This window comes from Amaricoccus macauensis, assembly GCF_014201905.1.
Classification (GTDB): Bacteria; Pseudomonadota; Alphaproteobacteria; order Rhodobacterales; family Rhodobacteraceae; genus Amaricoccus; species Amaricoccus macauensis.
This window is the reverse complement of sequence record NZ_JACHFM010000005.1, coordinates 227,862-242,152: the sequence shown is the minus strand read 5'-3', so window position 1 is coordinate 242,152 and position 14,291 is coordinate 227,862. Positions and strand designations below refer to the sequence as shown.

The 14,291-nt window shown below is 67.1% G+C and carries 12 protein-coding genes and 1 tRNA gene; 7 read left to right on the top strand and 6 right to left on the bottom strand.

Annotated elements, in window-relative coordinates; genetic code table 11:
- Positions 1-4 precede the first annotated feature (4 nt).
- From sucD to lpdA, 5 genes are all read left to right on the top strand, one after another.
- Positions 5-889 (top strand): succinate--CoA ligase subunit alpha, encoded by an 885-nt coding sequence (gene sucD, locus HNP73_RS20375; RefSeq protein ID WP_184154500.1) that lies wholly within the window; start codon positions 5-7, stop codon positions 887-889.
- A gap of 113 nt (positions 890-1,002) precedes the next feature.
- On the top strand, positions 1,003-3,969 hold the full coding sequence (locus HNP73_RS20370) for a 2-oxoglutarate dehydrogenase E1 component (RefSeq protein WP_184154497.1): 2,967 nt from the start codon (positions 1,003-1,005) through the stop codon (positions 3,967-3,969).
- A 4-nt stretch (positions 3,970-3,973) separates the two neighbouring features.
- A complete protein-coding gene (gene odhB, locus HNP73_RS20365) occupies positions 3,974-5,521 on the top strand; it encodes a 2-oxoglutarate dehydrogenase complex dihydrolipoyllysine-residue succinyltransferase (protein ID WP_184154494.1) in 1,548 nt (515 codons plus the stop codon).
- A 5-nt stretch (positions 5,522-5,526) separates the two neighbouring features.
- On the top strand, positions 5,527-5,916 hold the full coding sequence (locus HNP73_RS20360) for an MAPEG family protein (protein ID WP_184154491.1): 390 nt from the start codon (positions 5,527-5,529) through the stop codon (positions 5,914-5,916).
- A 36-nt stretch (positions 5,917-5,952) separates the two neighbouring features.
- Positions 5,953-7,344 carry a dihydrolipoyl dehydrogenase gene (lpdA, locus tag HNP73_RS20355; RefSeq protein WP_184154488.1) on the top strand — a complete coding sequence of 464 codons (1,392 nt, stop codon included), beginning with the start codon at positions 5,953-5,955 and terminating at the stop codon, positions 7,342-7,344.
- Positions 7,345-7,444: 100 nt separating this feature from the next.
- Here the strand turns inward: lpdA and HNP73_RS20350 are convergent, their stop codons facing one another.
- The 3 genes from HNP73_RS20350 to HNP73_RS20340 are packed head-to-tail and all read right to left on the bottom strand — an operon-like array spanning position 7,445 to position 10,083.
- Positions 7,445-8,095 (bottom strand): GntR family transcriptional regulator, encoded by a 651-nt coding sequence (locus tag HNP73_RS20350; protein ID WP_184154485.1) that lies wholly within the window; start codon positions 8,093-8,095, stop codon positions 7,445-7,447.
- 31 nt (positions 8,096-8,126) lie between these two features.
- Entirely contained in the window at positions 8,127-8,825 is a 699-nt protein-coding gene (locus tag HNP73_RS20345) for a M48 family metallopeptidase (protein WP_343063384.1), read from the bottom strand.
- A gap of 10 nt (positions 8,826-8,835) precedes the next feature.
- On the bottom strand, positions 8,836-10,083 hold the full coding sequence (locus HNP73_RS20340) for a polyhydroxyalkanoate depolymerase (protein ID WP_184154482.1): 1,248 nt from the start codon (positions 10,081-10,083) through the stop codon (positions 8,836-8,838).
- Between the two features lie 206 nt (positions 10,084-10,289).
- Between HNP73_RS20340 and HNP73_RS20335 the strand changes: the two genes are divergently transcribed.
- Both HNP73_RS20335 and HNP73_RS20330 read left to right on the top strand, forming a co-directional pair.
- Complete coding sequence (locus HNP73_RS20335) at positions 10,290-10,613, top strand: TIGR02300 family protein (RefSeq protein ID WP_184154479.1); 324 nt, start codon at positions 10,290-10,292, stop codon at positions 10,611-10,613.
- A 116-nt stretch (positions 10,614-10,729) separates the two neighbouring features.
- Positions 10,730-10,805: transfer RNA gene (locus HNP73_RS20330), tRNA-Ala, on the top strand.
- A gap of 88 nt (positions 10,806-10,893) precedes the next feature.
- Here the strand turns inward: HNP73_RS20330 and HNP73_RS20325 are convergent.
- Genes HNP73_RS20325 through HNP73_RS20315 form a run of 3 tightly spaced genes read right to left on the bottom strand, consistent with a single transcriptional unit; the run spans position 10,894 to position 14,211 of the window.
- Positions 10,894-12,264, bottom strand: a complete 1,371-nt coding sequence (locus HNP73_RS20325; RefSeq protein ID WP_184154476.1) for an FGGY-family carbohydrate kinase — start codon at positions 12,262-12,264, stop codon at positions 10,894-10,896.
- Positions 12,257-13,249 carry an ABC transporter permease gene (locus HNP73_RS20320; protein ID WP_184154473.1) on the bottom strand — a complete coding sequence of 331 codons (993 nt, stop codon included), beginning with the start codon at positions 13,247-13,249 and terminating at the stop codon, positions 12,257-12,259. Before HNP73_RS20320 ends, HNP73_RS20325 begins: the two co-directional genes overlap by 8 nt.
- Positions 13,246-14,211, bottom strand: a complete 966-nt coding sequence (locus HNP73_RS20315) for an ABC transporter permease (protein WP_184154471.1) — start codon at positions 14,209-14,211, stop codon at positions 13,246-13,248. Before HNP73_RS20315 ends, HNP73_RS20320 begins: the two co-directional genes overlap by 4 nt.
- Positions 14,212-14,291 lie beyond the last annotated feature (80 nt).

Here is a 14,291-nt window from a genome sequence, read left to right as displayed (position 1 = left end):
TGAGATGGCGATCCTCGTAGACGAGAACACCAAGGTCATCACCCAGGGCTTCACCGGCTCGCAGGGGACCTTCCACAGCGAGCAGGCCATCGCCTACGGCACCAAGATGGTCGGCGGCGTCACCCCCGGAAAGGGCGGCGAGAGCCACATCGGCCTGCCGGTCTTCAACACGGTCGCCGAGGCGGTCGAGCGGACCGGCGCGACGGCAACGGCGATCTACGTGCCGCCGCCCTTCGCGGCCGACGCGATCCTCGAGGCGATCGACGCGGAACTCCCGCTCATCGTCTGCATCACCGAGGGCATCCCGGTCCTCGACATGATGAAGGTGAAGCGCGCGCTTCAGGGCACGAAGTCGATCCTGATCGGGCCGAACTGCCCGGGCGTCATCACGCCGGACGCCTGCAAGATCGGCATCATGCCGGGCCACATCCACAAGCGCGGGTCGGTCGGGGTTGTGTCCCGGTCGGGCACGCTTACCTATGAGGCGGTCGGCCAGACGACGGCCGCGGGCCTTGGCCAGAGCACCTGCGTCGGCATCGGCGGCGACCCGATCAAGGGGACCGAGCACATCGACGTGCTCGAGTGGTTCCTCGCGGACCCGGAGACCGAGTCGATCATCATGATCGGCGAGATCGGCGGTTCGGCGGAAGAGGACGCCGCGCAGTTCCTCAAGGACGAGGCGAAAAAGGGCCGCATGAAGCCGACCGCGGGCTTCATCGCCGGCCGCACCGCGCCTCCGGGGCGGCGCATGGGCCATGCCGGCGCCATCGTCGCCGGCGGCAAGGGCGGTGCCGACGACAAGATCGAGGCCATGCGCTCGGCGGGCATCGTCGTCGCCGACAGCCCGGCGGGCCTCGGCCAGGCGGTTCTGAAGGCCATCGGCCGCTAAGCCGAATGGCTCTCTGATCAACAAGTGCCGTCGCGGAACGGTCCGCGGCGGCTTCACGGGGACCGCAACAAGGTCCGGTTGAGGGAGCGGGCGCGGGCCCGGCGATATCCAGAATGACCGATCAGTCGCAGAACACGGTCTTCCACTCCTCCTCGTTCCTGCAGATGCAGAACGCGGAATACATCGAGCAGCTTCACGCCCGATATGCCCGCGACCCCGATAGCGTCGACGCCGCGTGGCAGGCGTTCTTCCGGGGTCTCGGCGATTCCGACAGCGATGCGGTGAAGGGCGCCGCAGGGCCGAGCTGGGTCCGCGCCGACTGGCCGCCGCAGCCCACGGACGAACTCACCGCCGCCCTCGACGGACAGTGGCCGGTGCCGGCAAAGATCGCCGAGAAGGTCAAGGCCAAGGCCGAGGAGAAGGGCGTCTCCATCTCCGACAATCAGTTGCGCCAGGCGGTCACCGACTCGCTCCGCGCGCTGATGCTGATCCGGGCCTATCGTATTCGCGGCCACCTCGAGGCCGACCTCGACCCGCTGAAGCTCGAGGAGCAGCTGCCGCATCCCGAGCTTCGCTACGAGACCTACGGCTTCACTGACGCAGACCTCGACCGGCCGATCTTCATCGACAACGTGCTTGGCCTCGAGACCGCGTCCCTGCGCGAGATCCTCGCGATGGTGAAGCGGACCTACTGCGGCACCTTTGCGCTCCAGTACATGCATATCTCCGACCCGGAGCAGTCCGCCTGGCTCAAGGAGCGGATCGAGGGCTACGGCAAGGAGATCAGCTTCACTCGTCAGGGCCGCCGGGCGATCCTGAACAAGCTCGTCGAGGCCGAGGGCTTCGAGAAGTTCCTTCAGGTGAAGTACACCGGCACCAAGCGCTTCGGCCTCGATGGTGGCGAGGCGCTGATCCCGGCGATGGAGCAGATCATCAAGCGCGGCGGCCAGCTCGGCGTCGAGGAGATCGTCATCGGCATGCCGCACCGCGGCCGCCTGAGCGTGCTCGCGAACGTCCTCGCGAAGCCCTATCGCGCGATCTTCAACGAGTTCCAGGGCGGCAGCTACAAGCCCGAGGAAGTCGAGGGCTCCGGTGACGTGAAGTATCACCTCGGCGCTTCTTCCGACCGTGAGTTCGACGGCAATACCGTCCACCTGTCGCTGACCGCCAACCCCTCGCACCTCGAGGCGGTGGACCCGGTCGTGCTCGGAAAGGTCCGTGCCAAGCAGGCGCAGATGAGCGATCTGGAGCGCACGAAGGTGCTGCCGATCCTGCTGCACGGCGACGCGGCCTTCGCCGGACAGGGGATCGTGGCGGAGTGCTTCGGCCTTTCCGGCCTCAAGGGCCACAAGACCGGCGGCACGATCCACGTGGTCGTGAACAACCAGATCGGCTTCACCACGGCGCCGCAGTATTCCCGTTCGTCGCCCTACCCCACCGACATCGCGCTCATGGTGGAGGCGCCGATCTTCCACGTGAACGGCGACGACCCGGAGGCCGTCGTGCACGCCGCTCGCGTTGCGACCGAGTTCCGCCAGCAGTTCCACAAGGATGTCGTCATCGACATCTTCTGCTACCGGCGGTTCGGTCACAACGAGGGTGACGAGCCGATGTTCACCCAGCCGCTGATGTACAAGCTGATCAAGACGCACAAGACCACCTTGCAGCTCTACACCGACCGCCTCGTTGCCGACGGCCTCATCCCCGAGGGTGAGATCGAGGACATGAAGGCAGCGTTCCAGTCGCACCTGAACGAGGAGTTCGAGGCTGGAAAGGACTTCCGCCCGAACAAGGCGGACTGGCTCGATGGCCGGTGGTCGGGACTCGGCAAGCGCGAAGGCCGCTACCAGCGCGGCAAGACCGGCGTCGAGATCTCGAAGCTGAAGAAGGTTGGCGATGCGCTGACCCGCCTGCCGGACGGCTTCCACCCGCACAAGACCGTGCAGCGGATGCTCGACGCCAAGCATCAGATGATCGAGACCGGCGACGGCATCGACTGGGCAACGGGGGAGGCGCTCGCCTTCGGCACGCTGCTCGCCGAAGGCTATCCCGTGCGGCTCTCCGGCCAGGACTCGACCCGCGGTACCTTCAGCCAGCGTCACTCGGGCATCATCGACCAGGAGACCGAGGAGCGTTATCTGCCGCTCAACCACATCCAGTCGGGTCAGGCGAGCTACGAGGTCGTCGACTCGATGCTCTCCGAATACGCGGTGCTCGGCTACGAGTACGGCTATTCCCTCGCCGAGCCGAACGCACTCGTGCTCTGGGAGGCGCAGTTCGGCGACTTCGTGAACGGCGCCCAGATCATGATCGATCAGTTCATCTCGTCGGGCGAGGCGAAGTGGCTGCGCATGTCGGGTCTCGTGATGCTGCTGCCGCATGGCTACGAGGGTCAGGGCCCGGAGCACTCCTCCGCGCGGCCGGAGCGCTTCCTTCAGCTCTGCGCATCGGACAACTGGATCGTCGCGAACGTCACCACGCCGGCGAACTACTTCCACATCCTGCGCCGGCAGCTGTTCCGCACCTTCCGCAAGCCGCTGGTTCTCTTCACCCCGAAGTCGCTCCTGCGGCACAAGCTTGCCGTGTCGAAGCTCAAGGACTTCGCCAAGGGCACGAGCTTCCACCGGGTGCTGTGGGACGACGCCGATTTCGGACCGGACTACGGGCTGTCCGCGACCAAGCTGGTCCCGGACGAGAAGATCAAGCGTGTCGTCCTCTGCTCGGGCAAGGTCTACTACGACCTCCTCGAGGAGCGTGACGCCCGGGGGATCGACGACATCTACCTGATGCGTCTCGAACAGTTCTATCCGTTCCCGGCCATGTCGCTGACGAAGGAACTCCAGCGCTTCAAGCAAGCCCAGATCATCTGGTGCCAGGAGGAGCCGAAGAACCAGGGTGCCTGGAGCTTCGTGGAGCCGAACCTCGAATGGGTGCTCGACAAGATCGACGCCAAGCACAAGCGGCCGACCTATGCCGGCCGTCCCGCCGCCGCCTCGCCTGCCACGGGCCTCGCCCGCGAGCACAAGGCGCAGCAGGCTTCCCTCGTCGATGCTGCGCTCAGCCTGAAGAAGGACCGATAGAACAATGGCCGACATCCGCGTGCCCACGCTCGGCGAGAGTGTCACCGAAGCGACGGTGGCCACCTGGTTCAAGAAGGTCGGCGACCTCGTGAAGGTCGACGAAATGCTCTGCGAACTCGAGACCGACAAGGTCACGGTGGAGGTCCCCGCGACCGCCGCCGGCGTCCTTGCCGAGATCGTCGCGAAGGAGGGCGAGACTGTGGGCGTTGACGCGCTCCTCGCCACGATCGACGAGAACGCCGATGCGAAGGCTGAGGCCGCTGCGTCCGCGCCCAAGGCGGCGAAGGCCGAGGAGAAGCCGGGCCGTGCTGCCGCGGAGGGCGTCGAATCGGCTCCGGCAAACGAAAGCTCGACCGAGGTTGCCGTCCCGACCCTCGGCGAAAGCGTGACCGAGGCGACCGTCTCCACCTGGTTCAAGAAGGTGGGCGACAGCGTCAATCAGGACGAGATCCTCTGCGAGCTCGAAACCGACAAGGTCTCCGTCGAGGTTCCCTCGCCCGCGTCGGGAACGCTGGCGGAAATCTACGCCGACGCGGGTGCGACCGTCGCCGCCGGTGGCAAGCTCGCCCGGATCGGCGGGGGCGTCGGCAATGCTCAGGTCGCGAAGGCCGGCAACGCGGCCGCCGCTGCCGCGCCGGCCGATGCCACCCGCCGTGACGTCGAGGATGCGCCGTCCGCGAAGAAGCTCATGGCCGACCGTGGTATCGACCCCGCCAGCGTGCAGGGTTCGGGCCGTGACGGGCGGATCATGAAGGAGGACGTCCTGCGGTCCGAGGCGCCGAATCCGGTCAAACCGGCACCCGCCGCCGAGGCCGTGCCGATCCCCCGCGCGCCCGTCCTCGCCGAGGATGCCGCCCGCGAGGAGCGGGTGAAGATGACCCGCCTGCGGCAGACGATCGCGCGCCGCCTCAAGGAGGCCCAGAACAACGCCGCCATGCTCACCACCTACAATGAGGTGGACATGAGCGGCATCATGGACCTGCGGAACGAGTTCAAGGACCAGTTCGAGAAGAAGCATGGGGTGAAGCTCGGCTTCATGTCGTTCTTCACCAAGGCGTGCTGCCATGCGCTGAAGGAAGTCCCCGAGGTCAACGCCGAGATCGACGGCACCGACGTCGTCTACAAGAACTTCGTGCACATGGGGGTCGCCGTCGGCACGCCCTCGGGCCTCGTGGTTCCGGTGGTGCGCGACGCGGACCAGATGTCGTTCGCCGCGATCGAGAAGAAGATCTCGGAACTCGGCGCCCGCGCCCGCGACGGCAAGCTCTCCATGGCCGAGATGCAGGGCGGCACGTTCACCATCTCGAACGGCGGCGTCTACGGCTCGCTGCTCTCCTCGCCGATCCTCAATCCGCCGCAGTCGGGTATCCTCGGCATGCACAAGATTCAGGAGCGGCCGATGGTGGTGAAGGGCCAGATCGTCGCCCGGCCGATGATGTACCTCGCGCTGAGCTACGACCACCGCATCGTCGACGGCAAGGGCGCGGTCACGTTCCTCGTTCGGGTCAAGGACGCGCTGGAGGATCCGCGCCGGCTGCTGATGGATCTCTGAGGTCAATGCCCGCCGAGCTCACGGTTCTCGCTCTCGCCGCGCTTCTGCAGGCAGTGCAGCTCCTGCTCGCGGGCGTGTCGATGAACCGTGACGTCGGGCCGGCCTACAACGCCGGCCCGCGCGATACCCCGGCGGAGTTCTCGCCCCTCACGGGCCGGCTCCGTCGCGCGGTTTCGAACCACTTCGAGGCGCTCATCCTCTTCACCATCGCCGTCGTCGTCGTGACGCTTTCGGGCAAGGCGAACGGGGTGACGGTGAGCTGCGCCTGGATCTATCTTGTCGCGCGGGTGCTCTACGTTCCCGCCTACGCATTTGGTTGGACCCCCGGGCGATCGGTCATATTCGCGGTGGGCTGCGCGGCCACGCTCGTGATGATTCTGGTGGCCCTGTTCTGACCGGCCCGGTCTGGGATCTGGTCGAAGGAGTGAAAAATGGCTGACTACGACGTCATCGTCATCGGCGGCGGCCCCGGGGGCTACGTCTGCGCCATCCGCTGTGCCCAGCTCGGGCTCAAGACCGCCTGCGTCGAGGGACGCGAGACGCTGGGCGGCACCTGCCTCAACATCGGCTGCATTCCGTCGAAGGCGCTGCTCCACGCGTCGGAGCTTTACCACGAGGCGCACGACACCTTCGAGAAGATGGGCCTGACCGGCGGCGCGTCGGTCGGCGTCGATGTGGCGAAGATGCAGGGCTACAAGGCCTCGACGGTCGACTCGAACACCAAGGGCATCGAGTTCCTGTTCAAGAAGAACAAGATCGACTGGCTGAAGGGCTGGGGTCAGATCACCGCTCCGGGCGAGGTCAAGGTCGGCGACACGACCCACAAGGCGAAGAACATCGTCATCGCCTCGGGCTCCGAGGTCACGCCGCTGCGCGGTGTCACCATCGACGAGAAGACCATCGTCTCCTCCACCGGCGCGCTCGACCTGCCTGACGTGCCGAAGCGGCTCGTGGTGATCGGCGCGGGCGTCATCGGTCTTGAGCTCGGCTCGGTCTATGCCCGCCTCGGCTCGAAGGTGACGGTGCTCGAGTTCCTCGACCAGATCACCCCCGGCATGGACCTCGAGATCTGCAAGGCGCTGCAAAAGCAGCTTACGCGTCAGGGCCTCGAGTTCATCCTTGGCGCGGCCGTCCAGTCCGCCGAGCCGGGCGACGACGGCATCAAGGTCACCTACAAGCTCCGCAAGGACGACAGCGAGGCGTCGCTCGACGCTGATGTCGTCCTCGTCGCCACGGGCCGCCGGCCCTATGTCGAGGGACTTGGCCTCGACGCGGCTGGCATCGAGCTGACCGAGCGCGGGCAGGTCAAGGTGGACGCCCACTGGAAGACCAACGTCCCCGGCATCTATGCCATCGGCGACGTCACGCCCGGTCCGATGCTTGCCCACAAGGCCGAGGACGAGGGTATGGCGGTGGCCGAGACCATCGCGGGCCAGCATGGCCATGTGAACTACGGCGTGATCCCCGGCGTCATCTACACCTCTCCGGAGGTGGCCTCGGTCGGCGAGACCGAGGAGACGCTGACCAAGGCCGGGCGGGCCTACAAGGTCGGCAAGTTCCCGTTCATGGGCAACGCGCGCGCCAAGTCGTACTTCATGGGCGACGGCTTCGTGAAGATCCTCGCCGACAAGGAAACCGACCGCATCCTCGGTGCCCACATCATCGGCCCGCAGGCGGGGGAGCTCATCGCCGAGGTCTGCGTCGCCATGGAGTTCGGCGCCTCGGCCGAGGATCTGGCCCGCACCTGCCACGCGCACCCCACCTGCTCCGAGGCCGTCCGCGAGGCGGCTCTCGCCTGCGGCGACGGGGCCATCCACGCCTGATCTTTACCGCGGGGTGGGTCGACCCACCCCGCGTCCACGCCCCCGGTCGGCCACGGTCAGATCGTTTCCGCGTTTCCTTCGGGCGTCCCGGTGCGGGCTCTCACGCCATCAGCATCCTCAGCCCCTGCGTCACGTCCGTCCGGATCGCGAGCCGCAGACCGGGCTCGTCCCCAGCCCGGAGCGCGGCAATGATCTTGCGGTGGAGATCGGTTGCCTGCCGCCGCTGCAGCCGCTCATAGAGCAGTCGCATCGTCGGTCCGGCCTGCAGCCATACGGTTTCGATCAGCGCCAGCATCGCCGGCGCCTGGGCGCGGAGATAGAGCGTCCGGTGAAATTCGAGGTTGGTCCGCACGTAGCCGGAGGCGTCGCCCTTTACGATCATCTCGTCGATCACCGCGTTGATCGCCGCCATCCGGTCGGTCAGCGCCGAATGGGCGCGCGGCAGGGCACGGCTGGCGAGCTCAGGCTCGATCAGCGCCCGGAGGGCCGCAAGCTCCTCGATGCGCTCGCTCGCGAGTTCCGGCGTGGAGATGCGTCCCGAGGCCGAGAGCTTCAGTGCCCCTTCTGCCACCAGACGCCGCACCGCTTCGCGCGCCGGCGTCATGCTCACTCCGAACTCAGCCGCTACCCCGCGCAGCGTGAGGGGCGCGCCTGGGGCGATCTGCCCATGCATCACCCGTGCGCGCAGCGTCCGATACACCCGCTCGTGCGCCGGCAGGACGGTTTCGCTCTGGCGCTCGCGCTCGTTCATCGGCCGCTACCTTTGCTGGACAGGGTTTCCTTCAGGCGGTCCGGTTGCCGAAATCGATTCGGTGGAGCGAACTTCCGTTCTCGCGCAGCCAGTCGCGCGGGCCGGCATACCCCGGCATCAGGCCCGCCACCACGTTCCAGAACGCCGGCGAGTGGTTGAGCTCGGAGATATGCGCGACCTCGTGCGCCACCACGTAATCGAACACGATGGGCGGCGCCATCACCAGCCGCCAGGAGTACATGAGATCGGCGGCGTGGCTGCAGGAGCCCCAGCGGCTGCGCGGATCGCGCATGGTGATCCGACCGATTCGGACCCCGAGCTGGGCCGCGTGCCGCTGTGAGGCGGCGACGAGTTCGGCCCGGGCCGTCTCGCGCATCCAGCCGGCGACGAGCGGGCCGACCGGCCCCCGGGCCGGCACGAGGAGTTCCGTCCCGCGGTGCGCAAACCGGGCAACGGGCGCCACCCGAATCGTGAGTTCGCCGCCACGAAACGGCAGAACCGCGCCATCTGCCACCACCGTGGGCTTTGATTGCTTCGCGAGATGGCCGCGGATCCAGGCTTCCTGATCCGACAGAAACGCCCGCGCCCGGCTGAGCGGTATGCCGGGCGGCAGCGTCAGGACTGGGGTCGGGGTCAGGTGCGAAACGCGGAGAACCATGCGCCGGGCGCGGGCATGGCGCCGGAGCCTGACTTCGATCGCCGGGTTCCCGATGCGAATCGCCTCGGCCACAGACTTGCGCTCAGGACGGGTTGCTGTTCGCCCGGATGAATTCCCGGACCCGCGGCTCGATCAGCTTGCGCCACTTGGACCCGTTGAACACGCCGTAATGCCCCACGCCCTCCGCGACGTAGTGGCCACGCTTCGCCTTGGGGAGGTGCGGCGTCATGTCGTGCGCCGCCTCGGTTTGGCCAAGTCCGGTGATGTCGTCCTTCTCGCCCTCGACGGTCATCAGGGCGATGTCGTCGATCTGCGTCGTGTCGAGCAGGGTGTTGCGATACAGATACTCACCCTTCGCCATCAGCCGCTTCTGGAACACCCGCTCGATGGTCTGGAGATAGAACTCCGCCGTCAGGTCCATCACCGAGAGATATTCGTCGTAGAACGTCCGGTGCTGCTCGGCGCTGTCGCCGTCGCCGCGAACCAGATTCTGGAACTGATGCACATGGGCGTCGACGTGGCGGTCCATGTTCATGGCGAGGAAGCCCGAGAGCTGCAGGAAGCCCGGGTAGACCCGCCGCATGAAGCCGCGGCACGGCCACGGCACCATCACCACGACGTTGTTCTCGAACCAGCCGAGCGGCCGCTTCACCGCGAGTTCGTTCGGCTGCTTCGGGTTGCGGGCGGTGTCCATGGGCGAGCCCATCAGCACCATCGCCGCCGGGCGCTTGGGATTGTTCGTGGTGGCCATCAGCGCTGAGGCAGCCATCACCGGGATACCGGGCTGACAGACGGCCATCACGGTGATCCGCTCGCCCTCGTCGCTCAGCGCCTCGACCATCCGGATGAGGTAGTCGGTGTAGTCGTCCAGATCGAATTCGCCGTGAACCATCGGCACTTCGCGCGCGTCGATCCAGTCGGTGATGTAGACCTCGTGGTTCGGCAACATGTCCCGAACCGTGCCGCGGAGCAGCGTTGCGTAGTGTCCCGACATCGGCGCGACGATGAGAACCTTCGGGTCCTTGCGCGCGTCGGCGGCCGGTGAGACCCGCTTGAAGTGGATCACCTGGGCAAACGGCGCGTCCCAGACCACTTCTTCTTCGATCGAAGTCTCGACTTCATCAACGAGGACTGACGCGATGCCGAACTCAGGTTTGCTGTAGCGCCGGGTGGCGTTGATGAACATCTCCAGCGCGGCTGAGACTGCTCGGGAGCCGTAACTCGACGCCATGGGGTTCAGCGGGTTACTCATCACTTCGCGGCCAAGGCGCGCGGCGGCGCGCATCGGTGAAATCGCCGCATGGGTTATTTCGTAGGCGTGATACAGCATCCCCACCCTCAATTCCCTCTCGCTCTTCGACACCGAATTGGTCACTTATTCGTCACGTATAAACTCCTGCTGCAGCGCATCAAGAGCGTTTGACGGACTCCGGTGCCGGAAAGTCGCTTGACGGATAGCGGCGAAGGTTTGACAAAGTTCTGCTGGCGTGGCATCGCAGCGCCGATTTCCCCGAGATTCCAGCCGTGAGGAAGCGAATGCCCAAGGATGAATGGGGCGTTAAGCGCGTTTGCCCGACCTGCTCGACCCGATTCTACGATCTTCGTATCGATCCGATGACGTGCCCGAGCTGTGGCGCGACGTACACAGTTGACAGCCTTACGGCCGCCAAGACGAAGATCATGCGGCCGGAAAAGGCGAAGCCCGAGCCGGTCGACCTGGAGGATCTGCCCGAGATTGATTCTGACGAGGAGAGCCTCGACACGGATGATGATCTCAATGACGAAATCCTTGAGGATGAAGAGGACAACGTCGATCTCGACGAGATCGCCGACGTCGGCAACGACGAAGAAGAAAGCTGAGATCCTTTTGCGCGCCCCGGGCCATTTCCCGCTTGATCTGGTCCGGGCTCCCTCCTAAAGAAGCGCGCACCGCGGCCCGATCCTTCTGAAGATCGGTGTCTGCACCCAGGTGGTACGGGGCCATAGCTCAGCTGGGAGAGCGCTTGCATGGCATGCAAGAGGTCAGGGGTTCGATCCCCCTTGGCTCCACCAACCTCACGAACATGTGATCACCACCCGGACATCTCACGCAGCGACGGGCGCTCCCGCCGGCGAGCGCGCGCTGGCGGACCCCGCCGAATCACGCGTCGATCAGCCGGGTGACACGGTCGCGCCAGCGCTCGGCATAGACTGCGAGCGCCGGGTCGGGATCAAGCACGGTCACGGCGGCTTCTCTGGCCGCGGGCGGCACCGGAAGCGCGAGGAGCGCTGCCCCGAGGCTGGTGCCGGTGCTTCCCGGTGCCGGCAGCGTGACGGGACGACCGGTGGCCGCGCGCAGCATGGCGACGTAGAGCGCGTTGCGGGCGAAGGGGCCTTCGACCAGCGTCGGACCCGCGGCGCCGATGAGTTTGAGACAGGTCGCGGTCATCATTGCGAGATAGAGCGAGAGCGCGGCGGTCTGCTCCGCGGGGCTCCGGTCATCAGGGCCGGTCCACTCCGCAACGTGGCCCGGGTAGGGGCCGGACCCGGGGACGACCGAGGGGAGTAGAAAGATCTCGCGCTCGAGCAGGGTGGCGACGGCCGCGGGCTCGGGGACGGGCTCGGGGCGGGTCATCTCCCACTCGCGCCCGCCCATGAACCGGGCGGACGGCACCGGATCGCCGAAAGCGTTGACGTTGACGAGGGTGTCGCGTGCCGGGTCGAGGCGCGTTGCACGCCCGCCGATCGCCATGACGATGACCCATGTTCCGGTCGAGATGACCGAGAACGGCGCGGGCTGGCTCCTGAGGTGCGGCAGGAGCGATGCGTTCGAGTCGTGGATGCCGCAGAAGACCGGAGTATCGGGCGGCAGGCCAGTGGCGGCGGCGACCTCAGCGGTGATCGGGCCGAGGCAGTCGGACGCCTTGCGGAGCGCCGGGAAGAGCCGCCGCCAGCCATGGGCATCGACCATGCTTGAGAAATCGCGGGTGGTGGGGTTCCAGAGGTCGGTGTGACAGCCGAGCGAGGTTGCCTCGGAGGCCGCGACGCCCGTGAGGCGGTGCGCCCAATACTGCGGATACATGACGATCCGGTCGGCGCGCGCGGCCTCGGGGAAGGTCGCGAACTGCCAGAAGAGCTGGCGGCCGACCACGAGGCCGCAGGGAAGCTTCGGCGTGCCGGTCTCGGCGAAGGCCGGCGCCTGCGCGTCGTAGGCGGCGGCGAGTTCGTCGGGCCCGGGATGCTCGTAGTCGAGGACCGGCAGCGCCAGTTGGCCGTCGGCGTCGAGCAGCGCCGCGGTGGCGCCGTGGGCGGTGATCGAGACCGCGCCGACTTGGTGGCGCGCGTGAAGCTCGCGCATGGCATCGAGCAGGAACGCCCAGATGCCTTCAGTGTCGGCATGAGGATAGGGCGGGCCGGGCAGGACGCGGCTCGGCCGGGCGATGTGGTCGATCTGGGCAAGGCTCGCGGCCTCGACGACCGCGACCTTGGCGTTGGTCTTGCCGATGTCGATGACGAGAATGCGCTCACGCATGGCGGTGTGGCCGGAGGCGGGCGATGAGGCGCGGCAGCGCGATCACCGCGATGAGCAGGACGCCGATGAAGATGGACATGACGATGCCCGGCACGTTCATGAGGCCGAAGCCGAAGGTGACCATGCCGAGGACGAAGGCGGCGATGACGACGCCGAAGATGGAGCCCGAGCCGCCGAGGATCGAGACGCCGCCGAGGACGACCATGGTGATGATCTCGAGCTCCCAGCCGAGGGCGATCGACGGCCGGGTAGAGCCGAGGCGCGAGGTGAGGCAGACGGCGGCGAGGCCGGAGAAAAGGCCGGTCATCAGAAACAGCAGGAACTTCACCCGCACGACGCGGATCCCGGAAAAGAGCGCGGCGGTCGGGTTGTTGCCGATGGCATAGACCGTCCGGCCGAAGCTCGTGACGTGGAGCAGGACCGCGAAGGCGGCGGCGAGGATCCAGAAGAGCACGAACTCGACGGAGACGACCCACGCCACGTAGCCCTGGCCGAAGGTGGCGAACGCCTCGGGGTAGCCGGTGTAGGCCTTGTCGCCCAGCACGATGTAGGCGACGCCGCGAAAGAGGCTCATGGTGCCGATGGTGGCGACGATCGACGGCAGGCCGAGGCGGGTGACGAGCAGGCCGTTGAAGGCGCCGCAGATGAGGCCGGTGCCGAGGCCGATCAGGACGAGCTCGGGCGTGCCGGCGCCGAGGCTGAGGGCATGGCCCATGGCGGTCGAGGCGAGGGCGATGATCGACGCGACGGAGAGGTCGATCTCGCCCGAGATGATGAGGAGCGCCATGGGGAAGGCGATCATCGCCTTCTCGGTGAAGTTGAAGGTGGCGTCCGACAGGTTCCACGGGTCGAGGAAGTAGGGCGAGGCGAAGGCGTTCGCGATGAAGATCGCGACGGCGAGCGCGAGAAGGAGCGCCTCCCAGCTTCGAAGAAGGCGGGAGGCGCGGGTGTCGAGGCGGTCGGGGACGATGCGGGCGTCGGTCATGCGGTCTCCGCCGACTTGAGGATGACGCGGCCTTTGGTGCGTTCGGCGCGGGCGTTGAAGGCGACGGCGGCGATGATCGCGGTGCCGGAGATCGCGAGCTGCCAGAAGGGGGAGATGTCGATCACCGGCAGGGCGTTCTTGATGACGCCGAGGAAGAGCGCGCCGAGGATGGCGCCGCCGACCGAGCCGATGCCGCCGGCGATCGAAACGCCGCCGATCACGCAGGCGGCGATGACGTCGAGTTCGAAGCCGCCGGCGACGTCGACGTAAGCGACGGCGTAGCGGGAGACCCAGAGATAGCCGCAGATGCCGGCCAGCGCGCCTGAGAGGATGTAGGCGGCGCAGCGGGTGCGGCCGACGTCGATTCCGGTGTAGATCGCCGCGTGGGGGTTGCCGCCGGCGGCGTAGAAGGCGCGTCCGAGCGGGGTGCGGGTGAGGAGCACCCAGACCGCGAGGATCGCGACGATGGCGATCCACGTGAGGACGGGCAGGCCGGCGAGGCTGGCGCGCGGCAGGGCCTTGAAGGCGGGGCTCATCTCGTGGGCGTTCACCCAGGCGCCGCCGGAGAGCACGAAGATCGCGCCCCGGTAGATCGTGAGCGTGCCGAGGGTGGCGACGATCGGCGGGATGTCGAGCTTCCAGACCATGAGGCCGTTCACCGCGCCGAGGGCGGCGCCGAGGCAGAGGGCCACGAGCATCAGGAGCGGGATGGGGAGCCCGGGGAAAGTGGCGTTCAGCATGGCGACGACCATGCCGTTCAGGGCGAGGTTGGCCGCCACCGAGAGGTCGATGCACTTCGTCAGGATCACCGCCATCTGGCCGAGGGCGAGCATGATGAGGATCGAGGTGTCGTTCAGGACGTTCGCGAGGTTTGCCGGCCGGGCGAAGGCGGGGAAGCGGGTCGCGATCAGGCCGACGAGGGCCACGATGATCACGGCGAGGAGAAGCTCGCGGGATTTCATCGGCGGGCCTTCCGGTGAGGACGGGCGCCGCCGCGCGCGTTGCGCGGAACAGTCAAGATATTGACATGGCGAGATAATAC

Bases quoted from the DNA above. Each gene is read 5' to 3' on its own strand.
- HNP73_RS20350 (WP_184154485.1), bottom strand. From the start codon at position 8,095: ATGAACGAGCGCGAGCGCCAGAGCGAAACCGTCCTGCCGGCGCACGAG.
- HNP73_RS20360 (WP_184154491.1), top strand. From the start codon at position 5,527: ATGCCCGCCGAGCTCACGGTTCTCGCTCTCGCCGCGCTTCTGCAGGCA.
- sucD (WP_184154500.1), top strand. From the start codon at position 5: ATGGCGATCCTCGTAGACGAGAACACCAAGGTCATCACCCAGGGCTTC.
- HNP73_RS20320 (WP_184154473.1), bottom strand. From the start codon at position 13,249: ATGACCGACGCCCGCATCGTCCCCGACCGCCTCGACACCCGCGCCTCC.
- lpdA (WP_184154488.1), top strand. From the start codon at position 5,953: ATGGCTGACTACGACGTCATCGTCATCGGCGGCGGCCCCGGGGGCTAC.
- HNP73_RS20315 (WP_184154471.1), bottom strand. From the start codon at position 14,211: ATGAAATCCCGCGAGCTTCTCCTCGCCGTGATCATCGTGGCCCTCGTC.
- HNP73_RS20325 (WP_184154476.1), bottom strand. From the start codon at position 12,264: ATGCGTGAGCGCATTCTCGTCATCGACATCGGCAAGACCAACGCCAAG.
- HNP73_RS20340 (WP_184154482.1), bottom strand. From the start codon at position 10,083: ATGCTGTATCACGCCTACGAAATAACCCATGCGGCGATTTCACCGATG.
- HNP73_RS20335 (WP_184154479.1), top strand. From the start codon at position 10,290: ATGCCCAAGGATGAATGGGGCGTTAAGCGCGTTTGCCCGACCTGCTCG.
- odhB (WP_184154494.1), top strand. From the start codon at position 3,974: ATGGCCGACATCCGCGTGCCCACGCTCGGCGAGAGTGTCACCGAAGCG.
- HNP73_RS20370 (WP_184154497.1), top strand. From the start codon at position 1,003: ATGACCGATCAGTCGCAGAACACGGTCTTCCACTCCTCCTCGTTCCTG.